The organism is Vibrio sp. THAF64, assembly GCF_009363455.1.
Taxonomy (GTDB): Bacteria; Pseudomonadota; Gammaproteobacteria; order Enterobacterales; family Vibrionaceae; genus Vibrio; species Vibrio coralliilyticus.
This window is the reverse complement of record NZ_CP045357.1, coordinates 317,144-339,711: the sequence shown is the minus strand read 5'-3', so window position 1 is coordinate 339,711 and position 22,568 is coordinate 317,144. Positions and strand designations below refer to the sequence as shown.

Below are 22,568 nucleotides of genomic sequence, written 5' to 3'. Positions count from 1 at the left end.
TCAACGTAGGTTTTACTGAGTAATGTCTAAGCTTCCCCCATCCTGATCGGATGGGGTGTTTTCATTGTCAGCCAAACACAATTGGTAGCCAATGTTACGCTTGGTATGAATAAATGACCGCCCGAGTTCTGTCCGCATTTTCCTCCTTAACCGACAAACCAAAACCCGGACTGCATCATGGTTTACAAGTTGGTTGTGACGAATAGAAACTGCAATGTCGTCCAATGATGCATAGCGGTTTACGTTCAGCACCAAATAAGCCATCAAATCAAACTCAGACGCTGTCAGTGGTAAGGTGACGGATTGGCAACGGAGAGTGTGGTCGTGAACATGCAAATGCAAGGGCCCATAAACCAGGTGACTCTCGGCCATCACACCGTGATGCCAGCGCTCCAAGATAAACGTCAAACGGGTTTTCAACTCGAGCGTGGTCACGGGCATCATGATCCAATCGAGCATGCCTGTAATCGGATAGGGGATCGACTCTTCTTCGGGCAAGCGATCGGTTATCCATAGTAAAGGTGACGGAAAGTAAGGAAGGTGAGGGGACTCCAATAAGTCGATCACCGCTTGGAGAGGCCGCATGATCGCGATACAGTCATAGCCTCTCAACATCGGAATGGTAAAAGCGTAGCTGTTGGCATACGACACTTGGACTTCAAATGACTCAAGGTTAGTGAGGCGATGGATCACATCCTGACTATAATCGACAGACGTTTGCGTCAGCAACAAGATTTTCATGACGGCACTTTCCACATATTGACATCAAACCACCTTGTCATACGCAATGAGTTTCTCAACTTATTAGTGATTTTTAACTTGATTTTTGATGGTCTGTGCGCTGACTTCATTAAACGTTTTTAAATGTTACGCCGTCACTTAGGCGTAATCCAAAAACGTACCTTAACGGCGATGGTCACGTTAATAATCATTAATATAATTTTGAGCGCTCGGGAAAGGTGCGTCATGGCAGAAAACTAATTTAATGATAAATAAGTCATTTTTACGTCTAAATAAAAAAAAGTGTATGTTTTTCAATTAATAACGCAAAGTGATTACTCTAATATATTGATTGAAATAATAAAATAATTTATTTCAAATAGAGATCTCATCGGAGCAGGGAGAAGAAGGAGGCGACATGTCGGCCGTTGAATGCACGAAAATTTCATGCGCGTTTTGTCGAGAAATTCGTTTGATTGAACAGGTGCTAGGAATTCAAATTCGTTCGACCAATGGGAAAATGTCGGTGGTACAGGGAAATCGACACATAGGTTGCAGCCTGAATGCCGTTCGAGCCATGTGTTACTTTTGCAAGATGCAGGATTGCCTTGTCACCAAAGCGGAAATCGAAGACTACGTCTGGCAGGGCGGCATCGTAGGCATGAGCAGTTTGCCCGTCTTGATGCATGAAGTGCGGCGGCTCATCGCGGCCAGTCCCTACGAAATTGTGACCCTTCGTAATAAAGGCTTCGTTTTTCATAACGCTAGAAACAAGCGTTTGATTGACCGAAGGCCAATTGTGATGCTGCAACCATCCGCTAGCTAAGCAATAAATTGATATAAAGATTTTTAATGCCGATATCGACGCGACTTGCCGTATTCTGGTGACTTCTGGATCAATCCTGTCGTCAGGACGTGCGGTGGCGGCTGTGTTTTCGGAGCGATCAACACCAGACGTGCTGACTCCCCTGCAGCAGGGTTGATCCAGTTCTCACCATAGGATCGCGAGCGGCTTGAGCCTGGAGAGGTCATAAATGCCCCCTTACTTTATCCGACCCTTTGTTCTGTCCCCTCAACACAAGCGCGTGACCGTCGCTGAGCGGGTGTTCTTATATCGAGCTTGTCACGAACATGTGCTAAGCGAACTGTATGCCTCAACAGGGAAAGTGGTGCAAATGAACCTTAGTGCGCAGCAGCACCAACTCTTTGGGCCGCGAGGCTACGGTATTGTTGTGGAGCAAAGCCAACCCGCGCAGTGGTTCTCGTCTGTCGTGCTCCACAGCGATCGAGCGTTGAAGGTCGCCGAGTGGCTGACTCGAGATCTGCTGGTCGCTCAAGGTCGGCCCTTGGTGATCTGTGTATGTTCCGATGGGGATATCCCCGCTTTTCGCGCCCGTCTTCATCGGGTAACTTGGCCGAAAGACGCAGTATGCGTACTGGGTCTACGCATTGACGGAACCCTTTGGGTGACCATTGAGGAACGTCGTGAGGAAGAACGACCGCCTTGGCTGAGCGTCGATCACCGCTTAGCATCCGCCCCATTGTCCCACCGTGACACTCAATACATATCCACCATGCTCTACCAGATTGTCATGGAATGTTTTGTGATGGGGTTTCGCGCGGGAGAAACTACCCCCATGCCATGTCGCCACTATAGTATTCATCTGTCGGGGTTTCGTTCGGAACGACATTGGCCATGATCGGACAACCGCGTGCGCAAGAAAGTTGTTATAGTCAACAGATAACGCGTGCAGTAAAGTAAAGGGACGTTCCCGGATGGATACCAAGATGACTGCATTGCCCCTCAGTATTGCCCAAGTTCATGCCTTCCTCGCCTTACAAGGCCACAGTGTGCGTGTCCACCATCCGCCTACACGAGAACCCAATGCACACCTGCACCGCTTCTGGCAAGCCGAACGAGGGGAGAGTATCTCAGTGATCAGTGCCGATGTGGTCCCCCCTTGCGCACAGCGTATCGCGCGTGCCCTCGGGCGAACGTTGGGTCACTGTATCCACCATCAAGACTCGGTACAAGCGTTTGATCCCGATCTGTCGATGTCGCAGACTGCCTCCTCGGTGGTGGTATTGGATAGTCGACTGTTGACACAACGTTGGATAACCTTACCCGTAGTGCAGCTTGACGTCGTCCTTCAACTGAGCCCTTCAGCGTTAGAAACCCTAACGCAAGGGCGGTGGCTACCAATAGCCTAGAGCTCCGTCGTGTTCATGCGGCAGGCCGCAATCACGTCTGTTTCGCCATTGATTAACCTGCCGTTATGGACGTCAAACTCTTGGCGATTTGAAAGTCAAAAAAACAACCTCTGTCTGGACCGTTTGAGGTCGGATTCGCCCTCGCTATACGCATTTTTTTCACACTTGTTGAGCGATTACCAGCAAAGCCTAATTTTTTGTCTATGCTTTAGTTAAGCGACTGAGTTTGCTATGAAGTCGTGATGGGCATCACCAGAATCTTAGGAAGAATGACAAGCGAGAGAGTATGGCAAAGAGCAGTTTTCAGGTTCTCTACATCGATGATGATGAATTCATGCTGAAAGCCGCCAGTCGGTTGCTGAGGCGTTTGAAACCCGACTGGTCAATCACCTTGATCCAAGATCCGGCGACGTGGCGGGATCTGACTGACGCTCAGGCCATATCCCCCGATTTGGTGTTGAGCGATCTCATCATGCCTGAGCTGAAGGGAGACGAGCTTCTAGCGCAAGTCAGCCAACATTTTCCCAATAGCATCCGAGCCTTGATCACTGGTGACACCACGGTCGAGATCGAAGCGTTGACCAATAACTGGACCCATTTTATTTTACCCAAACCGTTCTCCGAAAAAGACTTTGAGCAAATTCTCACGTGTGCTGAGAGGCTCAGGACTTTACCGTTCTCCACCCGCTGTCGACAAAAATTAGCCGGTATCGAGAACTTGCCAGTGCTGCCCAGCATCGTTCGACAGCTGGAACGGTGTATGGACGACGAACAATGTGGCAGTGCTGAGTTTGCCCATATCGTTGCCAATGAGCCTCCCTTGGTGGGTCAGGTGATCAAAGCCGCGAATTCCGTGTATTTGGGGTTCGAAAGCCGCACCAACTCGTTGAGTACCGCAGTGTCTCGATTGGGCATGAAGGTGGTCTGCGGCATTGCGATGACCATGATGAATCGCAACGCTTTTCGCCAACTTAGCGATGAAGAGCATGAGGCGATCGTGGCACACCATCAAACGCTTGCTAACCTTGCTGGGGCTCTTGCCCAGCAATTACATTGGTCTGTGGAAGAGCAAGACAACGTCTATTTAGTGTGTTTATTGTCTGCGATTGGGGAATTGATCCTCAAGGAGATGGGCCACACGCAATCGCTGGACAGCGACAATCCGCTTGATTTACAAGTGGGCTATCGAGACACCGACGTGATCAGTGCCTACGTGCTGATCTTGTGGGGCTACCATTTGCCCGTGGCGGAAGCGATTCTGACGCTTGGCCAGACGTCCGACGTCGCTGAACCTCATCAGTGGGAAATGGGTCAACTGGTGCACTTTTGCCACGATTATACGCAAGCGCAGAATGCCGGGACGTTGAACGAATGGCTGGACTCCCTGCCTGAGCCATTGGCCGTGTTGCCGGCCCTGTTGCTATCACCGGAAGAGTAGGAGGAGCCTATGTCATCCATTTCAATCACCATTGTTGATGATTCTAAAATGTCACGGAAAGCTGTGATGCGTGCCTTGCCGCAAGAGTTGCATGACAACGTCTATGAAGCCACCAATGGGGTAGAAGCCCTTGAAAAATTCCATGAGGGGAAAGCCGACGTCATGTTTTTGGATCTGACCATGCCCATCATGGACGGCTTTGAAGTTTTGTCTGAGCTAAAAAAACAGGCCGCACGGAACTTCGTGTTTGTGATCAGCGCCGATATTCAGCCTACGTCTCAGCAAAAAGTCATGGAGCTGGGCGCGGTGTCGTTTCTTAAAAAACCACTGGATGCGTCGATGTTGAAAGAACTGCTGCATGAGGTAGGCATAATATGAATCCGACCTTAAGTGCCGACCATGAAGACTCGCTCAAAGAGTTGCTCAACATTTCGATGGGACAGGCGGCCTGTAAACTGGCCACTTTGCTCAATCATCCAGTGACCTTGACTATTCCCAGCATTGACATCGCTTCGCCAGGTCAGTTGATGGAAATGTTCGGTGATGTCAAAGCCAATTACTATACTAGGCAACCGTTTTTCGGCCAAATGTCTGGCGAAGTCATTACCCAACTGACCAAGCAAGGCGGCCACACCATTGCCAGTGATTTGTTGGCACTGGACGATGACCAAGTGATCGATAGCCAAACGCTCCACGACAGTTTGCTCGAGGTGTCGAACATCCTGTCTGGCGCGAGCTTGAGAGGGCTGTGTGAGCAAATTGAGCTGGATACGCGGACTCAACCTCCGGTCATGTATTCCCCGGCGCGCCAACCCATTCCTAGCAATAAATGGCAACAAGCGATCATTTTGCATGTTTCTTTCTTGATCGAGTCTGCAAGTTTTGAAACCAAGACCATCATTTGTTTCGCCGAAGATGGGTTTAATGTCATCGTAAACCGATTGGACGAGTGGCTATAGCAAGGGGGAGATATGAAAGCAAAACTGGCGCTCTCAGATTTACTCAACCAACTGTCGGTAGCGATGTGCATCGTTCGTAAAGACTACACCATCGTGATGGCCAACGCGTACTTCCAGTCACGGGCAGGCCTCGCCAAAGACGCGCTACTAGGGCAAAACGTCTTGTCGGTTTTCTCAGACGGCGCCGCGTTACTGAAACGCAAAATCGACACGGCGTTTGTCATTGAATCGCCAAGCTTTTCGTCTTGGGAACAAGCTCCCCACGTTCTGCCGTTCCAGTCTTCTCGCCAAGTATCTGGACAAGAAGAGGAAATGTTCCAAGATCTGGAATTTATCCCTATCCATGGCCAAGACGGTGCTCTGGACCACGTGTGCATCTGTGTCTACGATCTCACGGCTCAAGCCTGTCAACAAACCGAGCTCAAGAGCCTGTCTCGCCGCCTGCATCGTGAACAAAAAGAACTCAAAGACGCGTTAGCCCACCTTAAAAATGCCCAAAGCCAACTGCTGCAGTCGGAGAAAATGGCATCGATTGGTCAACTGTCGGCGGGTATCGCCCATGAAATCAATAACCCTCTCGGCTTTATTACCTCCAACATTCAGACGTTGGACGACTACTTTCGCAAGATCTCTGACGTCGTGAGTACACTGGGGGAAGCGATCGACGGGTCGGGTGACGCGCCGCTGGTCGAGCAAAAACGGCAGTTGATGGAACAGTCTCAACTGACGTATGTGCTGGAAGACGTCACCGATCTGATCGCAGAGTCGCTGGAGGGCTCCTCCCGAGTGATGGCGATTGTGAAGAACCTGAAAGAATTCTCCCACGCCGACGACTCTGAATGGCTTTATAGTGATCTCAGACAAGGATTAGACTCCACTCTGCGCATCATCAACAACGAAATCAAATACACCGCCACCGTCGAGCGCGAATACGCTGACGACGTGCCAAGTGTCTACTGCCAACCTATGCAGCTTAATCAGGTGTTTCTCAATCTGTTGGTTAACGCCAGTCACGCCATTCAAGAAAATGGCGTGATCCGGGTGCGGGTGCAACCACTCGCGAACGACCAGGTGCAAATTCAGATCGAAGACAACGGCGCGGGTATCCCTAAAGAAAACCTGTCGGCGATCTTTGAGCCGTTTTTTACGACCAAACCCGTCGGCGATGGCACAGGGTTGGGGCTCTCTGTGTCGTATGGGATCGTCAATGCACACGGGGGAACCATCGAAGTGGATAGTGAAGTGGGTAAGGGGACCACCTTTACGCTGACTCTACCTGTGCACAAAACCACGGCGGACGCCGCCGATCCGATCAGTTAACGCAGTCGACAGGATGGGTTGTCATGGATTTTGCTGAGATTCTCATAGTGGATGATGAAATGAGCATCCGAAATGCGCTACGACGAGAGTTGCGCTTTAAAGTCGCCACCGTACACACTGCGGAAAACGCGGCCCAGGCGCTCGAGGTCCTCGACGCCCACCACATCGATTTAATCATCACCGATTACCGTATGCCGAGGATGACCGGCACCGAACTGCTGCTGGAAGTTAAGCAACGACACCCAGAAGTCCCCGCGATCATGTTGTCAGGCCAGGCTGATTTGAGTGGGGTGACGGCGGCCATCAATGCTGGCGTACTCAATCAGTACGTGGATAAACCTTGGGACGCCAATAAACTGGCCTCAGCCATCGCCACCACGTTGCATGACCACGATCCCGTTCGAGATCGGCGAACTCAAATGGCGACTCGCCGAGAGCTTGACCGACGTTTGGCGTTGCTGCCTGAGCACACGGAGAATGGCCGGCCCTGGCTGCTGGTCATTGTCGACATCGCCGAGTTGGACGCCTACAACAACACGCACGGTAAAGCCTCTGGCAACACCCTGATCCAGCAGATGGCCATCGCTATTCAGCGCAGTACGGACCAGGTCTGGTATCGAGCTGATGACAAGTTTATTACGCTCACCGAATACTCGGCCGAAGGCCATCAAACGATTGACACTCTCAGTCAACGCATTAAGGCGATCTGTTCAGCGCACCCACAAGCGGTTGACATGCGCTGTTACGTTAGCGAGGCCAAACAATGGGATGGCTGGAATGAGCAACAGATGTCGTCGAGTAAAACCAACGCTTTGCCCATCAATGCTCACGTCTACTGGCTGGTGCAAGAGGGCAATCGGGCGATCGCAGAGGAGTACACCGAATTAGGCACCCTAATCCAAGATCTGGAGCAGGGCAAAGTCGAGGCGTTTTTCCAACCCCAATTGGCACTTGAGACTGGTGATATTACGCACTGTGAAGCCTTGGTTCGGCGCCGATTGCCCGACAATTCCTATCAAAGCCCAGCGGATTTTCTGCATTTGATCCATAAGTATGACCTCGACGACTTGCTGACTGTCGTCATGCTGCGTCATGCTGTGGCCATGTTGAAACGCAAAGGCGCACCGGGGACGTTGACGGTGAGTGTTAATGTCACAGCCAAGCAACTGATCACAGGGTATGCCCAGCGCTTGCTGCGTGAGCTTGAGCCCCACCCTGCGGTGGTCCTTAGCGATATCGAACTCGAAGTCGTGGAAAGTGATCAGATCTTCGACTACCCGCGGGCCCTCACGCAGTTTCATCAGTTACATGATCTGGGAGTCACGATTGCTATGGACGATTTTGGTACCGGGTACTCAGGCTTTGAATCCCTGTGCGAACTGCCGTTCGATGTGGTAAAAATTGACGGCCGCTTCGTTCGTGCTCTGGGCAACAATTTATCCGATGAGGTCATTTTGTCCTCGATCACCAACAGTGCCAAATCACTCAAAATGGAGGTGGTCGCAGAATGGGTCGAGAAGCGTCGTCAGGCCGACTACCTTAAGCGCAAAGGCTGCACTCGCATTCAAGGGTATCTGGTCAGTCCGCCACTGCCCCTAGACGAATTTTTGTATTTTTTAGACAACCGTGTAACAGGAGCCGAATTATGAATGATGCTGACGTCAGTGCCCCCTCAGAAAAGTTACACCTTTTGCTCTTGGACGACGAACCCGACATTCTCAAGTCCTTGACACGTGTGTTGCGTTTTGATTATCAAGTGGTGTCGTTCAACAACGGTCATGACGCCTTGGCGCATCTCGAAGAGCATGACGTGTCGATCATCATCTCTGACATGCGCATGCCTGAGATGGACGGTGCGGAATTTCTCACTAAAGCCCGCGCGATCCGTCCTAACTCCATTCGGTTTCTCTTAACGGGGTACAGCGACATGGAGTCGACCATTCGAGCGGTCAATGAAGGGGGGATCCATACCTACATTGCCAAACCTTGGGACAACGAAGGCTTAAAACTGACGCTGTCTAAAGCCTCTGAGCTGTTCGAATTGCGCCGTCAAAAGCAGGCGCTGACTGATGAACTGCAACAAAAGAACGCTCAACTGAGTGACTGGAATGACGCCCTAGAAGACAAAGTCAAACAGCGCACTGCCGCATTGCAAGATTCCAATAAGAAGATGAGTGCGCTGCTGACCAGTCGGACCCGAACGTTTAAAGACATTCTCGCCGCCCTGTCCGCCATTATTCAACACGCCACGGGTCAACCACACCACCAAAGTGAGCGGGTCGCCGAATACACTAAGTTGGTCGCGGCACGTATGGCACTGCCCGAAGCCCAGGTGACCCATTGTTACTTGAGTGCCCTGCTGCATGAAATTGGCTTGATAGGTGACAGCCCCGCGCCCGAAGTTCTGACGACCCAAGGAGAGGGGGCGCAGATCCGCCTGGCTCCTCCGGCAAACGCGGAAGTCGGCGCCACCATCATTGGTCAAATTCAGCGCTTTAGCCCGTTGGTAGATATCATTCGTCATCAGGACGAAAACTTTGACGGGACTGGCCACCCTGATCATCTTGCCGGGGATGCCATCCCCGTCGGTGCCCGAATTTTACGCGTGATCAAAAATTACGATTTTTTCGTTTCGAGTCTGCACAACTCCGCCCGTCTCAAGCCGAGCAGTGCGAGGGCCTTTTTAGAGCAACAAGCGGGCACGCTGTACGATCCTGAGGTGGTTCGCCATTTCTTGGAAGTGCTCAAGACCGAAGTGGAAGATGCCGACGTCGACTTATGTGTCGGCCTTGATGAACTTAAAATTGGCGCTGTGCTTAAGCAGGACGTGTATCACCCGAACGGTCAGATGATGCTGTCTGCGGGCCAAGAGATCAACGAGGCGTTACTTAACAAACTGAAACAAATTGAAGCGTCCGTGGAAGTGCCTATTGCCGTGTACGTTTGAACCGATAGGAAGAGAGGTAAATATGACAAAACCTACCTACGGCTTTTCCCCAGATACCATCGCTGGGTTAGTGGGAGAGGAGGGCATTGAAGAATTGCTCACCGAATATCAGGGGTTGGCCAATCAATATTTAGCAATGCCCGCTCCGGCTCTAGGGGAAGTGGTCAATGCCACGTTCTATCGCACGGTGCATTCACTGAAGGCGGCCAGCCAGTTTGTCGGGGCTGAGCGAGTGGCCGAAGAGGCGCTCGCCTTGGAAACGGCGTGTAAGGATGGCGCGGTGTGCAACGGGGCCATCACCACCATGGCGACCGACCTTCAACTGCAATTAAAAGACATCAATACGCAAATCACGCACTATCTGCAGTCTCGTTGATCGCCTGATCTGAGAGTGAAAGGGGGAAGGCCAGCGTGACAACCACACCGCCGACATCGCGGTTTTGGACGCGCATCACCCCATCATGATGACGCACGATATTATACGCGAAGGTCAATCCCAACCCCATTCCTTGGCCAACTGGCAAGGTGGTAAAGAAGGGGTCGTACACCCGCTTGAGATCCGCCGCTTCAATACCCACCCCGTTATCCACCACGTGGATCACCCAACGTTGGCCGTCCTGTTGGGCGGCGATGGAGATCTGGCCTTCCTCTGGGTTAGGCTTGCGCTCGCACGCTTGAATGGCGTTCCTCAGCAGTTCAGTGAATAATTGTCGAAAGTCGTCTGGGTGCACGCGCCATTGGGGTAAGTCAGTGAGCGACGCGCTGACAGTGATGCTCAATGTCTCCGGCGGCGCCAGCGTCTCTAGGCAGTGAGTCACTAACTGTTTGAGCAAAATGGGCTCTCGAGAGCCTTTCTCTTGGTGAAGCTGGGTGGCGTAACGTTGCAACGCCGTGACGATCGCTCGGACCCGGTCCACGCTCACTAGCGCATCGTTCAGGCTGTCACGAAAGTCTTCCTCTAGACACTCTACGTACTGGGCTTGTTTCCATTGCTCTAGGTCTTGATTGGCTTGAGCATCGCTGCCATCGCGCAACGCTTCACTGCGCTCAATCCACGTTTGGTAAGTACCTAGGTAGGTCTGGCACATTTGAAGGTTACTGCTCACAGCCCCCATGGGGTTGTTGATTTCATGCGCCACCCCAGCAGCCATGGTACCAATCGAAGCCAGTTTCTCCGACTCGACCAGCTTCTCTTGGGTATTTTTAAGCTGCTCATTCGTGGCCGTCAACTGATGATTGGCCTCGGTCAGCGCTTGCGTGCGCCTTTGTACTCGGGTTTCTAATGTCGCGTTGGCTTCCGCCAACTCGTTATGATAGCGTTCAGCTTTGTCTTCGGACACTTTGATCTGGGCGACCATGTTACTGAAGGCGCGTGACACCGTGGCCAGCTCGTCTCGGCCGTCAGTGCGAACGTCGACATCCCTCGCACCCGCCGCGATGTCGTCTGCGGCCCGTCGCAGTTCGCTCAATCGTTGAGTCAGATACGCTCCGAGCACATAGGAGAATAGCGCCACTAAGGTCATTTCACCGACCACGATAAGCGTGCTCCATTTCTTGGCCGAATCGATGGCAGCATTAAGGGCCGACAGGTCAAAACCAAGCCACACCGCGCCAAATTCGATTCCAGCTTCGGCGATCGGGCTCGAAACATCAAAAATACCATCCGTCACTTGATGCGAGCCCTTCTCCAAGCGTGAAGGATCGTGATCACTGGGTACTGAACCGACACTTGACAATACTTGCCCACCCTCACCGAACACCGCCACATAGACAATGTCTTCGTTGCGTAGCAACTCTTGGGTAAAGGACTCGACGGTCGCCAGATCGTAAGAGAGCACCGCATTTTTGACCGTGGAGGCGAACAAGTCAGAGGTGGAAAAAGCGCGTTGATCCAAACCGTCAAAGTTGGTCGTGCGTAAGTAATTGAGCGTCAACGTCAATAGAATAGCCAACAGCACAGCTTCAATCAGGGCCACCCCGAGGATGGTTTTCAGTCTCAGTGACATGGTTCAAACCTAAGGCGTTAGATACTTGTCGAGCAAGGTGATATTTAGGGCACGGACATCGTCCCAGTCACTGTCCTGCGCCGGCTCGATCCCCTTGAATTTGATCCTCCCTAACAGCGCTTGTCCTTCGCTGTCGTCATTCAGTGCCAACATCGCCTCGGCGATCTTCGCGCTTACGTCTGGCGGCAGAGCGGGATGGGTCGCAAATGCATGCGGTGTGTAGCCGGGGGTGCGCCACAACACTTTGAGCTGACTGCGTACCGCCGGATCGGTGTTGTTAAGGGTGCGCTCTATTCCGCCCCCTGCTGGGAAGAAATCTTTGGCGACATTGATGTACACCGAATCGTGCGAAGAGACATATTGCGGCGTGAAGGTGATCCCCATCGCTTGCAACGACGACCGGGGGACGACACTCGCGGCAAAGGCTGCGGGCGAAGGAAAGACCAACGTCTCACCATCCAAATCCTTCAAGTCTTGGATGGGACTGTCGCTCTTGGTGATGACGATGCCACGGATCAGCTTGTCTTTTTGTTTGGCAAACGCTTCGTACCCCGGTTTTTGATGAAACACCGTATAGTGATAAGGGTTCATGTAGGCGATATCGTACTCGCCTTTGAGCACGCGCTGCTCAAACTCTGGGATGTCCTTGGCGGTGCGAAAGACGATTTTGTAGCCGGTCTCTTCGGATAGGTGCTGCAAGATCGGCCCCCAGTTTTTGGCGAGGGTGATCGCCGATTGTTGTGGAACTATGCCGAACGTCAGGACGTTTTCCTGAGCCTGCAGCGGCAGCCCGACGATTAACGCAACCAATGCCAGTTTTTTCATGTTGTTATCCCTTTCCATAGCCAACTTACTTAAAGCGTAGACAAAAGGTGGAAAAATTCGAATTTTTTATGAGTTTTCATGGCGTTGAAGAAACGTAATGTGACACCGTCGAGTGATTTCTCGCCCCCTAACTTGGCGAGGGGGAACTCTGTGGATCGTCCAACGCTTGGTCGCCATCGGGGGCGCAATCAACGCAACGTCAAAACTTGGGCATCTATTATGCATTGTTATAGAAAGATTCTTAAAATCAGTGTGTTACTTGGATTTTTTTTATTGGGGATAGTGTCATTGTGATGACGCGGCTGTCTCAATAATGAGAATGAAAAAAATTATTTGACAGAGTGCTCAACATGCACCACGTTTAAGGAAACACAAGAATTTTGGTCAGTTGGCATTCTTTTCCGGTTAGGTTTGGTCAAAGCGGGAGTTTGAGAATGTTTCACGGTTATGAACACGCACATCTTGCCCAGCGTTTCGCTGCACCTGCGAACTTGTCCCTGCATGAAAATGCGTTAGTGGGTGGGGCGGGAACCTTTTCAGACTCACTTCCCGTCGTTCTGACGTTTCGTCCCTTATGCTGCGGCCGGAATGACAGGCGAAGACCGTTTTGCGCCAAACCGGCCGGAAAACCCAACGACACCCCCCAACCGTTCCGAAAGAACACACATAATCACGGGGCAGGGGAAAGGGAGCGTATCTGCACGCGCCGGGGTGAAGCTGGGTTTGGACGATTGAAGATTTCTCGCACCAGAGAAACGACGTCAACAAGCTAGAAACTGTCTCCTAAGCTAAGACCAAATGGCCGCGTAGCGGCCATTTGCATGTGTGCCTAGTCGCCCAGCTCCACCCGCGCTGTGGTAACCATAGTCCACCCAAAGGCAGGCCGCAAGTGAGGGAGACAGCCAGTAAACAACCAGGCCACTGATGGTCGATTCAGAGGTCACGACCCATCCACAGGACATCTGCAACAAGGAGACATGTGATGATACCCCAACCTCAAATCCTCCCTGGCAGTATTGTGCAAATTACCTTGAATAATGGGCGATTAGGTTTTGGCCTCGCGCTCAGATCCCCTCTGATGGCGTTTTCCAGAATGACGCTGACGGTCTGCCCTGAGCCCATTACCTCGGTGTTTGACTGGCCAACGTTTGTCCTCAGGATGAAATACTTTAACCAGTGTCCGGACAATTGGCAGGTGATCAGTCAGGTGATCGACCACCCTTGGATTGAGCGTTCGTTTGACTTCTACCGCTACGATCCGTTGACCCGAACGTTTGCCATCGTCAGCTGTGAGAGCCACCGTGAAGCCACCTATGAACAATGCCTGCCTCTTGAATCGACTCTGCTGTGGAGTGCATCGGAAGTCAATGATCGTTTGCTGGCCTACAGTGAAGGGCGCCCCTGCCAATGGACCAAAGCCCGTTCAGCGACTCTGACGACGCGACGGTGATCGCGACCGGAAAGGGCGCCGTATGAAAATCACCCTTGGCCTTCAGGCAGAGGGGCGTCAATAAGGAGGGCGTACTATGCACACCGACCGACTGATCATTCGATCTTGGCTCCCTAGCGACCGAGCGCCGTTCGCCCAGCTCAACCAACATCCTAACATGGTGGGTTGCTGCGCAGATCAGCAATCGCGTGATGCCAGTGACCGCTTCGCAGCGCAGTGTGAATCGCTCATTGAAGCGCGCGGCTGGGGGCTGTGGGCGTTGGAGCTGAGAGCCACCCACGCCTTCGTTGGCTTTGCGGGGTTGCAACTGGAGCTATCCCCTTTGGGTGAAGAGCAGGTGCTGTTGGATGCGCGTCTGTCCCCCACCTATTGGGGGGCTGGCTTGGCTCAAGAGGCCGCGACGTTCGCACTTCGTTATGCGTTCGGCTCTCTGGCGTTGAACGAGGTGTACGCCCTAGCGCCTGCCCCTCAGTCTCGCTCGTGTCTCTTTCTGTCCCGACTCGGCTTCGAAGGCGATAGCAGGCAGCCTCAGACGGCGAAGGGGCAGTGGATATTGAAGGCCTCGAGCTGGTATTCCCGATCTAGCGCTGGTGAGAATGGACAGTAAGACATTGGGCACATTAGCGTAACAAAATGGACGATTTTTCCCCGATTTTTTAACCATTTGGTGCTATACCTTAAAGAAGCAGCGTGAGCTTCCAGGCGCTGGCGTTTGACCCCTCATCAGCCAACAGAGAAGGAGATCGGTATGCAAGGAGCCGTCTTTACAGCATTTTCCGATATGATCATCGAAAAAATGGGCATGGAGATGCTCGATGATCTGATCGACTCGACCGAACCAGAATCCGGCGGTGTCTACACCGCAGGTGGCAACTACGCCGACAGTGAGCTGATCAACATGGTTGGTGCGTTAGCCGAGAAGACCAACCTGCCCGCCGGGGAACTGGTGCGTGCATTTGGCCACTACCTGTTCAAAAAACTCTATGACAGTTGCCCCACCGACATCTCGCAAATCACCGATCTCAAAACCTTCCTGCTCGCGATCGACAGCGTCATTCACAAAGAAGTCAAACGGCTCTACCCCCAAGCCTATTTGCCCACATTCGCGTACGAGGAACAAGACGATGGGTCGTTGGTGATTTATTATAATTCTGACAGAGCGCTGTGTGAACTAGCGGAAGGACTGATTGTTGGCGCTTCTGAACATTTCAACCAACCCATCCACTTGGCGCACCCAGAGTGCCTGCATCGGGACGATCAGCACTGCAAGATCATCGTTTCATTTGATTAATGGAGCATAACCATGAGCGGTGGGGTGAATTATCAGCGCGCCTACGAGCGTGAGCGGTTAGCGCGAACCGAAGCCGAGCGTTTGCTGGCGGACAAAACGCGAGATTTGTACGATAACGTGATCGTGCTTGAAAAGACGTTGGAAGAATTAAAAGTGAGTCAAAAGCAGCTCATTCAGGCCGCTAAAATGGCGTCCATCGGCCAACTAGCTGCCGGGGTGGCTCATGAAATCAATAACCCTGTCGGGTTCTCGATGAGCAACGTCCAAACCCTGAGTGAATACCTGTCACACATTTTTCAACTCGACCAGTGGATGATGACCCAAGCGGCACTTCCCGATGATCTGAAACATCAATACGAGCAGCAGCGTCAAGCGTTGGCAATGGACGAACTCAAAGACGACACGCAGGCGCTGATCGATGAAACGCTTGGCGGACTTGACCGAGTTCGCAACATCGTATCGAGCCTCAAGCAAGTGACCCATGCAGGCGGCAATTCGAGGGAGCTGTGCGACATCAATCGCTGCATCGACGAATCGCTGAAAGTGGTGTGGAATGAAATCAAATACAAGATGGAGGTGGCCAAGCACTTGCTGCCCGAGCTTCCCTCGGTGCAGGCAGATGGGCAAAGCATTCAGCAGATCCTCATTAATATGTTCATCAATGCCGCCCACGCGTGTGAGGATAAAGGGACACTCACCGTCAGCACGCAGGTCTACAAAGGCGTGCAAGGTATCCTGATCAAAGTCAAAGACGATGGAGCAGGGATGTCCGACGAGGTCAAAGAGAAAATCTTCGACCCATTTTACACCACTAAGAAAGTGGGCGAAGGCACCGGGTTGGGCTTGTCCGTGACCCACAATTTGGTCGAAAAACACGGAGGTCACATCAGTGTCAACAGCAAAGTGGGGGTGGGGACCTGCTTTGGTATTTTTCTCCCCTTGGGCCAGCGAGCGAGTGAAGAGGGATTATCAGCGTGATCATTTACGCGGTGTGATCGTCCGCTCAAAACTTGCTGTTTACAGTGCTCGCGCGCAACTGTCCGTTTCTCATCGTCTATGCTTGTGAATGATTATGCGCATAGTTTCATTTTTCGTTAGACAGACGACAGCAAGGAGAGGACCCCATGGGCAAAGTGATCCAAGGCAACACCCTCAAATACACCAGCGGTCAACTTGGGCGCTATGGTGATCACATTGGCTCGGCGAAGCAAGCGGTGCATGACGGAGACACGCTGACCATCGCTGTAGACGGCAATTTTTCCATTCGCTTTCTGGGCATTGATACCCCTGAAACGTCGTTCGAGATCCAAGGGGATGGCGATTTTCAGTCCTTGGGTACCCAAGCTTGGCACGCTTATCTTGAGGCCCTAGTCGAGGATTGGTCTGACATGGATGTCGTGCTCGGTGAGTCATTGAGTGCCGATCTGCGGCAGCGACTGGCACAGCCTGCCGTGGCGTTCAACCACAGTGTGCACGCTAAGCGTGCCGAACGACAGCTCGAAGCGCTCATTGAGGCCGACATGCATATTTACGGTTTGACGCGCGAGACCTTTCGGTTCTTTCTTCCCTTCGCCTACGATATCGTCGATAGCTACGGGCGACTACTCAGCTACGTGCAACTGGACAAACGCAACCCCGCGATGGAAGTGCCTCCGGCTTATGTGATGTCCTACAATCAACATTTGTTAGAAACGGGCCACGCACTGCCTTACTTCATTTGGCCCAATGTCAATCCATTTCGACGAGCAGAGAGTGTGCTGGCCGCGGTGTATGACGATCCAGAAACCTTTAGGCAACAACTGCGGGGAGATCACTCGTTACAACGTGCCAGAACCGCCGTTCGTCGCGCTCGAGAGTCGCAGGAAGGCGTGTTTGGTCACACGCAAGATCCAAAAGGGGCCGACGTTGCCCCCTTGTTGCTTGAGCCATTTGAGCTGCGCTTCCTCAGTCGCCGCTGTGCCCCGTCCCGCCCCTTTATCGATTTGTCGGCGGACGACGACGTGATCTGCGCGCCGTGTAACTACATCCACACGCGGCCAGAAGACCGACTGTTCATTCCACCAGAGTATGTTCCATTGTTTGAGCAACGAGGTTGGACAAAGCAGACCTAATCATGAACAAACGCTCTTTTAAGCCGCACTCGATGCGGCTTTTTTGTCAGCGAGGGTTGAGACTCACAGGGATAGGAAGGGGATCTGTTGAGAAAGGGATCGGGATCCAACTCTGTGCTCGGAAAGGGCGCCGAATTCGTGGTCGGAGGAGCCTGATTTTATAGATTGTAAATAATTAAATATCAAGGAGTTAAATTGTTTTTTAGGGCGTTGTTGCTCGTAGTGGGAACGGTTGCATTATCGACGGATGGCAGCCTATAATCGCGCCTTCCAAATGTTGCCATTTTGTAAATTAGTTTTACTTTTGGTAATAATTGTTGTCATTGGTATTTTGTTTGCGAATGTGTTGACGCGGAACTCCCCCTCTGGCGAGACGGGCAACATTTGGAATTCACTATTTCACCTCACTAATCAATAATAAGAGAGAGACTCCATGAACAAACCCACTCTGGCGTTGGCCGTTTCGCTTGGGTTAGGTGCCGCCATCACGACGTCTTCGGCGCAAGCCTCCGGCCTCTATGGCGCGTGCTATGACTATGCCTCCAAAACCAGCAGCACCTCCACGTCCGTTGACTACCAAGCCGCATCGACCACCCTAGTCCGTAGCTTGGTGGGCCTTGCACTCGGCAGTTCGTCCGATCTGTCGGCCCTCGCTACCTTGTATCCCATCTTGTATTTCACCATCACCAGCGGCATCGCCGAAAAAAGTGTGACTGGCGCCGATCCAGAGCTGGTGGCGTGTCTTGCCCAGTTCGAATCGCGTTTGTCGAGTTTGGAAGTGGACCAACTGACTGATGACATGTATGCCTTGGAAACCATCATTCATGACGTGCAGCGCAATGTCTCATCTGGGTTGGACTACTACCAGTTCGAAGCCGCAGAACGTTACGCGGATTTGGCCAATGAATTGGCGTATAAGATCCAAGATCGCTTTGCCGATATGGAGAATGGGCACGGCTCAGTCGCCGTGTTTGATACTCTGGCCAACACCACGATTCCTGGGTTTGTTGCGGCGATGCAAATGGCGTTTTTGCATCGCGCCGAGTTCGATCACTATTGCCAAAACCTAGCAGAGCCGCCGTATTGGAATGGGGTGGACAATGATGCGTTGCCAGCGTACACCACTCTATTTGATGTCTACGACTACAACATCGATATCGAATCGGTGCTGACGCGCCCGGAGACGGCCAAAACCTACGATTACAACTGCAGCCTCGGCTACGGCACCTTTTTTGATTTCATGAATGTCAAACAAGGCCTGTGGGGCGAAACTCTGCGACAAATCGGTTTAGAGGTGGTGGCCAATGGCCGCAACGCCCACCTGATCTCTGTCAATGTTGACTTCGCCAACTCTAAGCTGATGGATTACCGAGCCTCGTTTATTGGTCAGTGCAGTGGGGAAACCTACACCGATGAATACAGTGGTTACACCAGCTACCCAAGCTCGATGTGTGCCACCTGGCGAGACAATCGAGTGGCTGAGGTGTACAACGCGTCTTTGGTGGATCCCGACTCGAAGATCCCGGATGTCAAAGCGACACTCTACGATTTGGCTCATGTGCTTGATGCGTGGGATCTGACTAACCTCATCAAGACGCGCAACGAGCACCTTGACTCCGTGGGGGCGATTGACTTTCATAACGCGCTGCGCCTCAGGCACAGTGAACGCAATCGTTGTATGAACGCCGCCGGGCAGGTGACGGACTACTGCAAAACCAACGCCAACCACTTTGTTTTTGAACCCTACAGTGATGGGTATTCCATCATGCGCGCCGAAGACGCGCGTTACCTTAAAGACAAAGGGGAAGACGACACAGGGTTTGTGATCCGCTCGGTGCGCGGCACCGACTCAACGTGGTATCTCGACGGACCCAATACGCTTGGCGCCTATCAGATCCGCAACAAGCACACCCAATTGTGCTTGCAGGCCGATGACAGCGATGCAGTCATGACCACCACCTGTTCTTGGGATACCTACGCCTGGAACATTGATGGCAGCCATGTACCTACCGACGATCGCTTAGTGCGGTTCAAAAATGTACAAACTCAAACCTGTCTCAGCCAAGCGTGCAGCGCCAATGCGTATGAATTTGTGCTGACTGAACTGGCCGATGGCTACGAAATCAAACGCTGGACGGATGCGGCGTACCTCAAACACCAAAATAGCGGGATCGTCTTTTCTACCACCACTTACTACTACAATGATGCGCCTCGCGCAGGAGGGACGATTTCCATCAACGGTGACAGCGTATGGTATGTGCTGGATACCAATGGCGATGGCTATTTCGCCTTGCGTAATCAATCGACAGGTCAGTGCATGGTGTCTGGCTCCAGTGCCCAAGCGTGTGGCGATAGTGCTGCGACTGAAGTCTGGGCTCTGGAGTACCAAACCCCACCTGTGGGACAAAACCTCGCACTTGAGGACGACGGTCGTTGCTTGGCGAAAAAATACAACGTCGCTGGCTCGCCTGACGGTTACGCCGTGGGCATGTGCAGCCTGTCGAAACAGCACCTGTCGTTGGAAAGCCACAACGATGGGTATCTGCTGATGGACACGGGCAATCGAACCTATCTGGCCGACGAAGGGGCCAACGAGTATGACTTTGCGGCGATGGCCACCGTCAGTACGGCCAGTGACAGCGCCACTTGGGTTTTCTTGGGGCCCTATGATAACGACAAGTTCCAGATCCGAAACCGCAGCACTGGAAAGTGCTTGAAATCCATGCAGGCCAACCAGTGGAATTCGTACCGTGCGGTGGTGATCAATTGCAGTGATGAGAGCAGTAAAGCCTGGACATTCTCAACGCCTTGATCGGGTGGTACTCGCAACCAAAGGCGCGTTTTCGCGCCTTTTTTCCTTACTAATATCGGTTTTACCTCATTCAAACTTAGGTGTTACGCCTGGGTGAGCGCTGGCACTGGCTCGGTGATCTCGTGCTCGTTGTCAATAAAGCGCACGGCTTGGTAATCCCCCCGTTCGACCATGATGATTTTACTGAATCGGAACGTGGTACCGACAGTAGGGCGCTGTTCAGTGCGGTAATTAAGCACTAAAGTGTCATTTTCGATATAAGGTGGGGTGTTGAACGCGTACTCAGTGATGGCCTGAGCTTCGGGCTCGACCACTGCAACCACCAAATGGTGTTTGAAGTCCTTTTCGGTGAGCCAGGTTTGAGGCCCCATGGTTGCCGCAGGGTGGAAAACCGACTGGAAGGCTTTCAGATCATCAAACACGAAATAGCGTTGTTCGTCCGCGGGTAACGTGTTGCCACTGAAGTAATTGTTGATGACCTGGTATGACACTTCATGTTCATGCTCGCTGACGGTCACCTCAAATTGCTGACTCTCAACTGCTTCGGTCTCCCAAATGCGCATCAGAACGAATTCAAGCAATTGCGGCTGAGTGGTCGTGGCGATCGCTTTGAAGGTGAATGCCTGGGTGTTACCGTAGCCGACGACGTGTCTTGGATGCGGATCTGGGTACACCTCTGTGCCCACTAGCATCAGGCTAGAGGGTAACGTTTTTAGACACCAATTCATACCAGTGGATGCATTGCCTTTGAGTTCGATTTGAAAAGTGCTGCCCTTTTTGATGTGTTTTTGTTGGAGTGTGGTCATTGGTTTTCTCCTGACGTTGAATGATAAAAAGGCGTATGCCTTGTCCCGCATGTGAATGTGATTGTTTGCGTGACGTCCATACTCTAGGCAGGATGAGGCGTCCAGGCAGTATCAATTCGGTATCATTCAATGTGTCGAGCGATGAAGACGCTCTCGGATAAAAACCGGTTGGTGGTAGGGAGCGTGTCAATCACCACTTGGTACCCATCGAAACGGAAAGCAAAAGGGAGGTGGGTGACGTTGGCAAGAGAAGGGGGCAGGGCTGAGCAATGAATGTGCAGCGTTTGCTGCGTTTTGGTGAGAACGGCGCGGCGATGGTGCGCGTCGCTCAGATGGAGCTGCCAATCCATTGTCTGACCGTTGGCTTCAAGGAAAGGAGCATCAACTACATAAACGGGGTATGAGCAAAAAAAGCGCACCATGGCGTCAATGTCGTCAAATGCTGAGAGAATGAAGGTCCCGATGTGCGCTTGGCTGAGCACAAAGGCGTTCGTGGGGATGGTCAAGGTTGAGCGTGGGCGGACCTTGTCATTGCTTATGCGGAGTGCAAGCTGTAAGCCAGCTTCGTTCTTCCCTTGTTGCGTCATTAAATCATGAGGCAATGCGTCCGGAAATGTTTGATGAGAAAAGGCAAATTGCCCAGACCAAATAGCGCGCAGAGGGGCGGTATCTGGTTCAGGTTGCACACTCACCTCAAACACTTGTTGGGTGCGAAACCAAGTTAAAGAAGAGATTTGAAACGCCAAAGGCGAAGAGATAAAGGGATGAGGCATTGGTTGTTCAGGATGGGTTAACAAAAACATGTCTTTTCCACGGTAACGATGGGGGTGGTTTTATTGAACCCTGTTTTTATCAGCTGTGCAGTCTCATTTCGGTATCAAGTACAAAAAAGCCTGCATTGAGGCTTATTTTGTACTTCGTTGGAATTGTTCTTGTTTCATTGCTAAAGAGTGTTTACCACGATGATTGATGGTTATAGTAATCGGGCTCTTTTATGAAATGAATGGCATTGATGTCTCAATGTTCATACCAGCACTTTAGGGCGGTAGGGTTCTTCACGAACGCCATGAGACAGCACCAGTTTAATGATGAAAACAGGGGCTAGCCAAGTCAAGCCGATCGGGGAAGGTAATAGATCAGACAGGATTATGGACAGCATGACTGCTAGTAAGGCCACTGGCCGGTGAAGGTATAGGGGCAAAAAATGCAATAGCAAAACAGACAGCATCATAATGGTGTACCAGATGAACGCATATGACCACCCAATGTCAAAGAATAACGGTACGAGATACAGCTGGCCATGTATCGCAGGAAACAAAAATCGACTTCTGACTAGTTGCGCGAGCCAGCTCTCATTGCTTACGCTCCCCTCTGTATGCAGAAAGCGCTTCATCGAGTTTAAGGAATTGGTCAACACACCTCCAACCATATCGAGGGTCAAGACCGCTGCAATGCCTACTTGCCACAGACTCCAGTTTAACTCTCGCCACGAAAAGAAATACAAAATCACAGGGACAATAAGTGCCGCATAATTGGCGAGGGCATGCTCTGCACGAGTGGCGCCATAGCCGGAGGTAAAATTGAATCCCCCCTGACAGCGCCAGTCTATAACGGCACCTTTTACAGTAATGTGGTTCTCTGACACTAGTCGATCCTCGTTTTGAAAAATAGG

At 51.9% G+C, this 22,568-nt stretch carries 23 protein-coding genes; 16 read left to right on the top strand and 7 right to left on the bottom strand.

The features are described 5' to 3' along the window. Nucleotides 1-12: 12 nt before the first annotated feature. On the bottom strand, nucleotides 13-741 hold the full coding sequence (locus FIU99_RS26445; RefSeq protein ID WP_040122625.1) for a winged helix-turn-helix domain-containing protein: 729 nt from the start codon (nucleotides 739-741) through the stop codon (nucleotides 13-15). Nucleotides 742-1,138: 397 nt separating this feature from the next. On the opposite strand from FIU99_RS26445, the gene FIU99_RS26440 reads away from it, so the two are divergent. The 10 genes from FIU99_RS26440 to FIU99_RS26395 all read left to right on the top strand — a co-directional run bounded on the left by FIU99_RS26440 (nucleotide 1,139) and on the right by FIU99_RS26395 (nucleotide 9,971). Beyond that, on the top strand, nucleotides 1,139-1,546 hold the full coding sequence (locus tag FIU99_RS26440) for a winged helix-turn-helix domain-containing protein (RefSeq protein WP_040122626.1): 408 nt from the start codon (nucleotides 1,139-1,141) through the stop codon (nucleotides 1,544-1,546). Between the two features lie 208 nt (nucleotides 1,547-1,754). Then, nucleotides 1,755-2,420: a hypothetical protein gene (locus tag FIU99_RS26435; protein WP_152472873.1), complete on the top strand. Its 666-nt coding sequence runs from the start codon at nucleotides 1,755-1,757 to the stop codon at nucleotides 2,418-2,420. Nucleotides 2,421-2,508: 88 nt separating this feature from the next. After that, on the top strand, nucleotides 2,509-2,931 hold the full coding sequence (locus tag FIU99_RS26430; RefSeq protein ID WP_152472871.1) for a hypothetical protein: 423 nt from the start codon (nucleotides 2,509-2,511) through the stop codon (nucleotides 2,929-2,931). A 286-nt stretch (nucleotides 2,932-3,217) separates the two neighbouring features. Beyond that, nucleotides 3,218-4,369 (top strand): HDOD domain-containing protein, encoded by a 1,152-nt coding sequence (locus FIU99_RS26425; RefSeq protein WP_043011626.1) that lies wholly within the window; start codon nucleotides 3,218-3,220, stop codon nucleotides 4,367-4,369. A 9-nt stretch (nucleotides 4,370-4,378) separates the two neighbouring features. Beyond that, complete coding sequence (locus FIU99_RS26420; RefSeq protein ID WP_043011627.1) at nucleotides 4,379-4,747, top strand: response regulator; 369 nt, start codon at nucleotides 4,379-4,381, stop codon at nucleotides 4,745-4,747. Beyond that, nucleotides 4,744-5,328 (top strand): chemotaxis protein CheC, encoded by a 585-nt coding sequence (locus FIU99_RS26415; RefSeq protein WP_039951344.1) that lies wholly within the window; start codon nucleotides 4,744-4,746, stop codon nucleotides 5,326-5,328. Before FIU99_RS26420 ends, FIU99_RS26415 begins: the two co-directional genes overlap by 4 nt. 12 nt (nucleotides 5,329-5,340) lie before the next feature. Continuing rightward, the gene (locus FIU99_RS26410) at nucleotides 5,341-6,648 is read left to right on the top strand and encodes a sensor histidine kinase (protein ID WP_006958437.1); all 1,308 of its coding nucleotides are present in this window, start codon (nucleotides 5,341-5,343) and stop codon (nucleotides 6,646-6,648) included. Between the two features lie 23 nt (nucleotides 6,649-6,671). Then, nucleotides 6,672-8,297, top strand: coding sequence for an EAL domain-containing protein (locus tag FIU99_RS26405; RefSeq protein WP_152472869.1), 1,626 nt, complete (start codon nucleotides 6,672-6,674; stop codon nucleotides 8,295-8,297). Beyond that, nucleotides 8,294-9,595 (top strand): HD domain-containing phosphohydrolase, encoded by a 1,302-nt coding sequence (locus FIU99_RS26400; RefSeq protein WP_064487189.1) that lies wholly within the window; start codon nucleotides 8,294-8,296, stop codon nucleotides 9,593-9,595. The genes FIU99_RS26405 and FIU99_RS26400 overlap by 4 nt, the downstream gene beginning before the upstream one ends. A 22-nt stretch (nucleotides 9,596-9,617) precedes the next feature. After that, nucleotides 9,618-9,971 carry an Hpt domain-containing protein gene (locus tag FIU99_RS26395; protein ID WP_006958443.1) on the top strand — a complete coding sequence of 118 codons (354 nt, stop codon included), beginning with the start codon at nucleotides 9,618-9,620 and terminating at the stop codon, nucleotides 9,969-9,971. On the opposite strand, the gene FIU99_RS26390 is transcribed toward FIU99_RS26395, so the two are convergent. From FIU99_RS26390 to FIU99_RS27450, 3 genes are all read right to left on the bottom strand, one after another. Continuing rightward, nucleotides 9,946-11,601 (bottom strand): sensor histidine kinase, encoded by a 1,656-nt coding sequence (locus tag FIU99_RS26390; RefSeq protein WP_043011633.1) that lies wholly within the window; start codon nucleotides 11,599-11,601, stop codon nucleotides 9,946-9,948. The two genes, FIU99_RS26395 and FIU99_RS26390, sit on opposite strands and share 26 nt — an antisense overlap. A 9-nt stretch (nucleotides 11,602-11,610) precedes the next feature. After that, the gene (locus tag FIU99_RS26385) at nucleotides 11,611-12,426 is read right to left on the bottom strand and encodes a phosphate/phosphite/phosphonate ABC transporter substrate-binding protein (RefSeq protein ID WP_006958446.1); all 816 of its coding nucleotides are present in this window, start codon (nucleotides 12,424-12,426) and stop codon (nucleotides 11,611-11,613) included. A gap of 788 nt (nucleotides 12,427-13,214) precedes the next feature. After that, nucleotides 13,215-13,370, bottom strand: coding sequence for a hypothetical protein (locus FIU99_RS27450; RefSeq protein WP_154351836.1), 156 nt, complete (start codon nucleotides 13,368-13,370; stop codon nucleotides 13,215-13,217). Between the two features lie 38 nt (nucleotides 13,371-13,408). On the opposite strand from FIU99_RS27450, the gene FIU99_RS26380 reads away from it, so the two are divergent. From FIU99_RS26380 to FIU99_RS26355, 6 genes are all read left to right on the top strand, one after another. After that, nucleotides 13,409-13,876 carry a hypothetical protein gene (locus FIU99_RS26380; protein WP_152472868.1) on the top strand — a complete coding sequence of 156 codons (468 nt, stop codon included), beginning with the start codon at nucleotides 13,409-13,411 and terminating at the stop codon, nucleotides 13,874-13,876. Nucleotides 13,877-13,952: 76 nt separating this feature from the next. Continuing rightward, nucleotides 13,953-14,483 carry a GNAT family N-acetyltransferase gene (locus FIU99_RS26375; RefSeq protein ID WP_152472867.1) on the top strand — a complete coding sequence of 177 codons (531 nt, stop codon included), beginning with the start codon at nucleotides 13,953-13,955 and terminating at the stop codon, nucleotides 14,481-14,483. A gap of 141 nt (nucleotides 14,484-14,624) precedes the next feature. Beyond that, a complete protein-coding gene (locus FIU99_RS26370) occupies nucleotides 14,625-15,167 on the top strand; it encodes a heme NO-binding domain-containing protein (protein WP_006958449.1) in 543 nt (180 codons plus the stop codon). A gap of 12 nt (nucleotides 15,168-15,179) precedes the next feature. Continuing rightward, nucleotides 15,180-16,145 carry a sensor histidine kinase gene (locus FIU99_RS26365; RefSeq protein WP_152472865.1) on the top strand — a complete coding sequence of 322 codons (966 nt, stop codon included), beginning with the start codon at nucleotides 15,180-15,182 and terminating at the stop codon, nucleotides 16,143-16,145. Between the two features lie 146 nt (nucleotides 16,146-16,291). Beyond that, nucleotides 16,292-17,278 (top strand): thermonuclease family protein, encoded by a 987-nt coding sequence (locus tag FIU99_RS26360; protein ID WP_040122634.1) that lies wholly within the window; start codon nucleotides 16,292-16,294, stop codon nucleotides 17,276-17,278. Between the two features lie 433 nt (nucleotides 17,279-17,711). Further along, entirely contained in the window at nucleotides 17,712-20,090 is a 2,379-nt protein-coding gene (locus tag FIU99_RS26355) for an RICIN domain-containing protein (protein WP_152472863.1), read from the top strand. 83 nt (nucleotides 20,091-20,173) lie between these two features. Here FIU99_RS26355 and FIU99_RS26350 read toward each other — a convergent pair whose 3' ends face one another. From FIU99_RS26350 to FIU99_RS26340, 3 genes are all read right to left on the bottom strand, one after another. Further along, nucleotides 20,174-20,896: a protease inhibitor I42 family protein gene (locus FIU99_RS26350; RefSeq protein ID WP_152472861.1), complete on the bottom strand. Its 723-nt coding sequence runs from the start codon at nucleotides 20,894-20,896 to the stop codon at nucleotides 20,174-20,176. Between the two features lie 122 nt (nucleotides 20,897-21,018). Continuing rightward, entirely contained in the window at nucleotides 21,019-21,699 is a 681-nt protein-coding gene (locus FIU99_RS26345) for a choloylglycine hydrolase (RefSeq protein ID WP_152472859.1), read from the bottom strand. A gap of 221 nt (nucleotides 21,700-21,920) precedes the next feature. Next, nucleotides 21,921-22,541, bottom strand: a complete 621-nt coding sequence (locus FIU99_RS26340) for a hypothetical protein (RefSeq protein ID WP_152472857.1) — start codon at nucleotides 22,539-22,541, stop codon at nucleotides 21,921-21,923. Nucleotides 22,542-22,568: the final 27 nt, after the last annotated feature.

Bases quoted from the DNA above. Each gene is read 5' to 3' on its own strand.
- FIU99_RS26445 (WP_040122625.1), bottom strand. From the start codon at position 741: ATGAAAATCTTGTTGCTGACGCAAACGTCTGTCGATTATAGTCAGGAT.
- FIU99_RS26440 (WP_040122626.1), top strand. From the start codon at position 1,139: ATGTCGGCCGTTGAATGCACGAAAATTTCATGCGCGTTTTGTCGAGAA.
- FIU99_RS26435 (WP_152472873.1), top strand. From the start codon at position 1,755: ATGCCCCCTTACTTTATCCGACCCTTTGTTCTGTCCCCTCAACACAAG.
- FIU99_RS26430 (WP_152472871.1), top strand. From the start codon at position 2,509: ATGACTGCATTGCCCCTCAGTATTGCCCAAGTTCATGCCTTCCTCGCC.
- FIU99_RS26425 (WP_043011626.1), top strand. From the start codon at position 3,218: ATGGCAAAGAGCAGTTTTCAGGTTCTCTACATCGATGATGATGAATTC.
- FIU99_RS26420 (WP_043011627.1), top strand. From the start codon at position 4,379: ATGTCATCCATTTCAATCACCATTGTTGATGATTCTAAAATGTCACGG.
- FIU99_RS26415 (WP_039951344.1), top strand. From the start codon at position 4,744: ATGAATCCGACCTTAAGTGCCGACCATGAAGACTCGCTCAAAGAGTTG.
- FIU99_RS26410 (WP_006958437.1), top strand. From the start codon at position 5,341: ATGAAAGCAAAACTGGCGCTCTCAGATTTACTCAACCAACTGTCGGTA.
- FIU99_RS26405 (WP_152472869.1), top strand. From the start codon at position 6,672: ATGGATTTTGCTGAGATTCTCATAGTGGATGATGAAATGAGCATCCGA.
- FIU99_RS26400 (WP_064487189.1), top strand. From the start codon at position 8,294: ATGAATGATGCTGACGTCAGTGCCCCCTCAGAAAAGTTACACCTTTTG.
- FIU99_RS26395 (WP_006958443.1), top strand. From the start codon at position 9,618: ATGACAAAACCTACCTACGGCTTTTCCCCAGATACCATCGCTGGGTTA.
- FIU99_RS26390 (WP_043011633.1), bottom strand. From the start codon at position 11,601: ATGTCACTGAGACTGAAAACCATCCTCGGGGTGGCCCTGATTGAAGCT.
- FIU99_RS26385 (WP_006958446.1), bottom strand. From the start codon at position 12,426: ATGAAAAAACTGGCATTGGTTGCGTTAATCGTCGGGCTGCCGCTGCAG.
- FIU99_RS26380 (WP_152472868.1), top strand. From the start codon at position 13,409: ATGATACCCCAACCTCAAATCCTCCCTGGCAGTATTGTGCAAATTACC.
- FIU99_RS26375 (WP_152472867.1), top strand. From the start codon at position 13,953: ATGCACACCGACCGACTGATCATTCGATCTTGGCTCCCTAGCGACCGA.
- FIU99_RS26370 (WP_006958449.1), top strand. From the start codon at position 14,625: ATGCAAGGAGCCGTCTTTACAGCATTTTCCGATATGATCATCGAAAAA.
- FIU99_RS26365 (WP_152472865.1), top strand. From the start codon at position 15,180: ATGAGCGGTGGGGTGAATTATCAGCGCGCCTACGAGCGTGAGCGGTTA.
- FIU99_RS26360 (WP_040122634.1), top strand. From the start codon at position 16,292: ATGGGCAAAGTGATCCAAGGCAACACCCTCAAATACACCAGCGGTCAA.
- FIU99_RS26355 (WP_152472863.1), top strand. From the start codon at position 17,712: ATGAACAAACCCACTCTGGCGTTGGCCGTTTCGCTTGGGTTAGGTGCC.
- FIU99_RS26350 (WP_152472861.1), bottom strand. From the start codon at position 20,896: ATGACCACACTCCAACAAAAACACATCAAAAAGGGCAGCACTTTTCAA.
- FIU99_RS26345 (WP_152472859.1), bottom strand. From the start codon at position 21,699: ATGTTTTTGTTAACCCATCCTGAACAACCAATGCCTCATCCCTTTATC.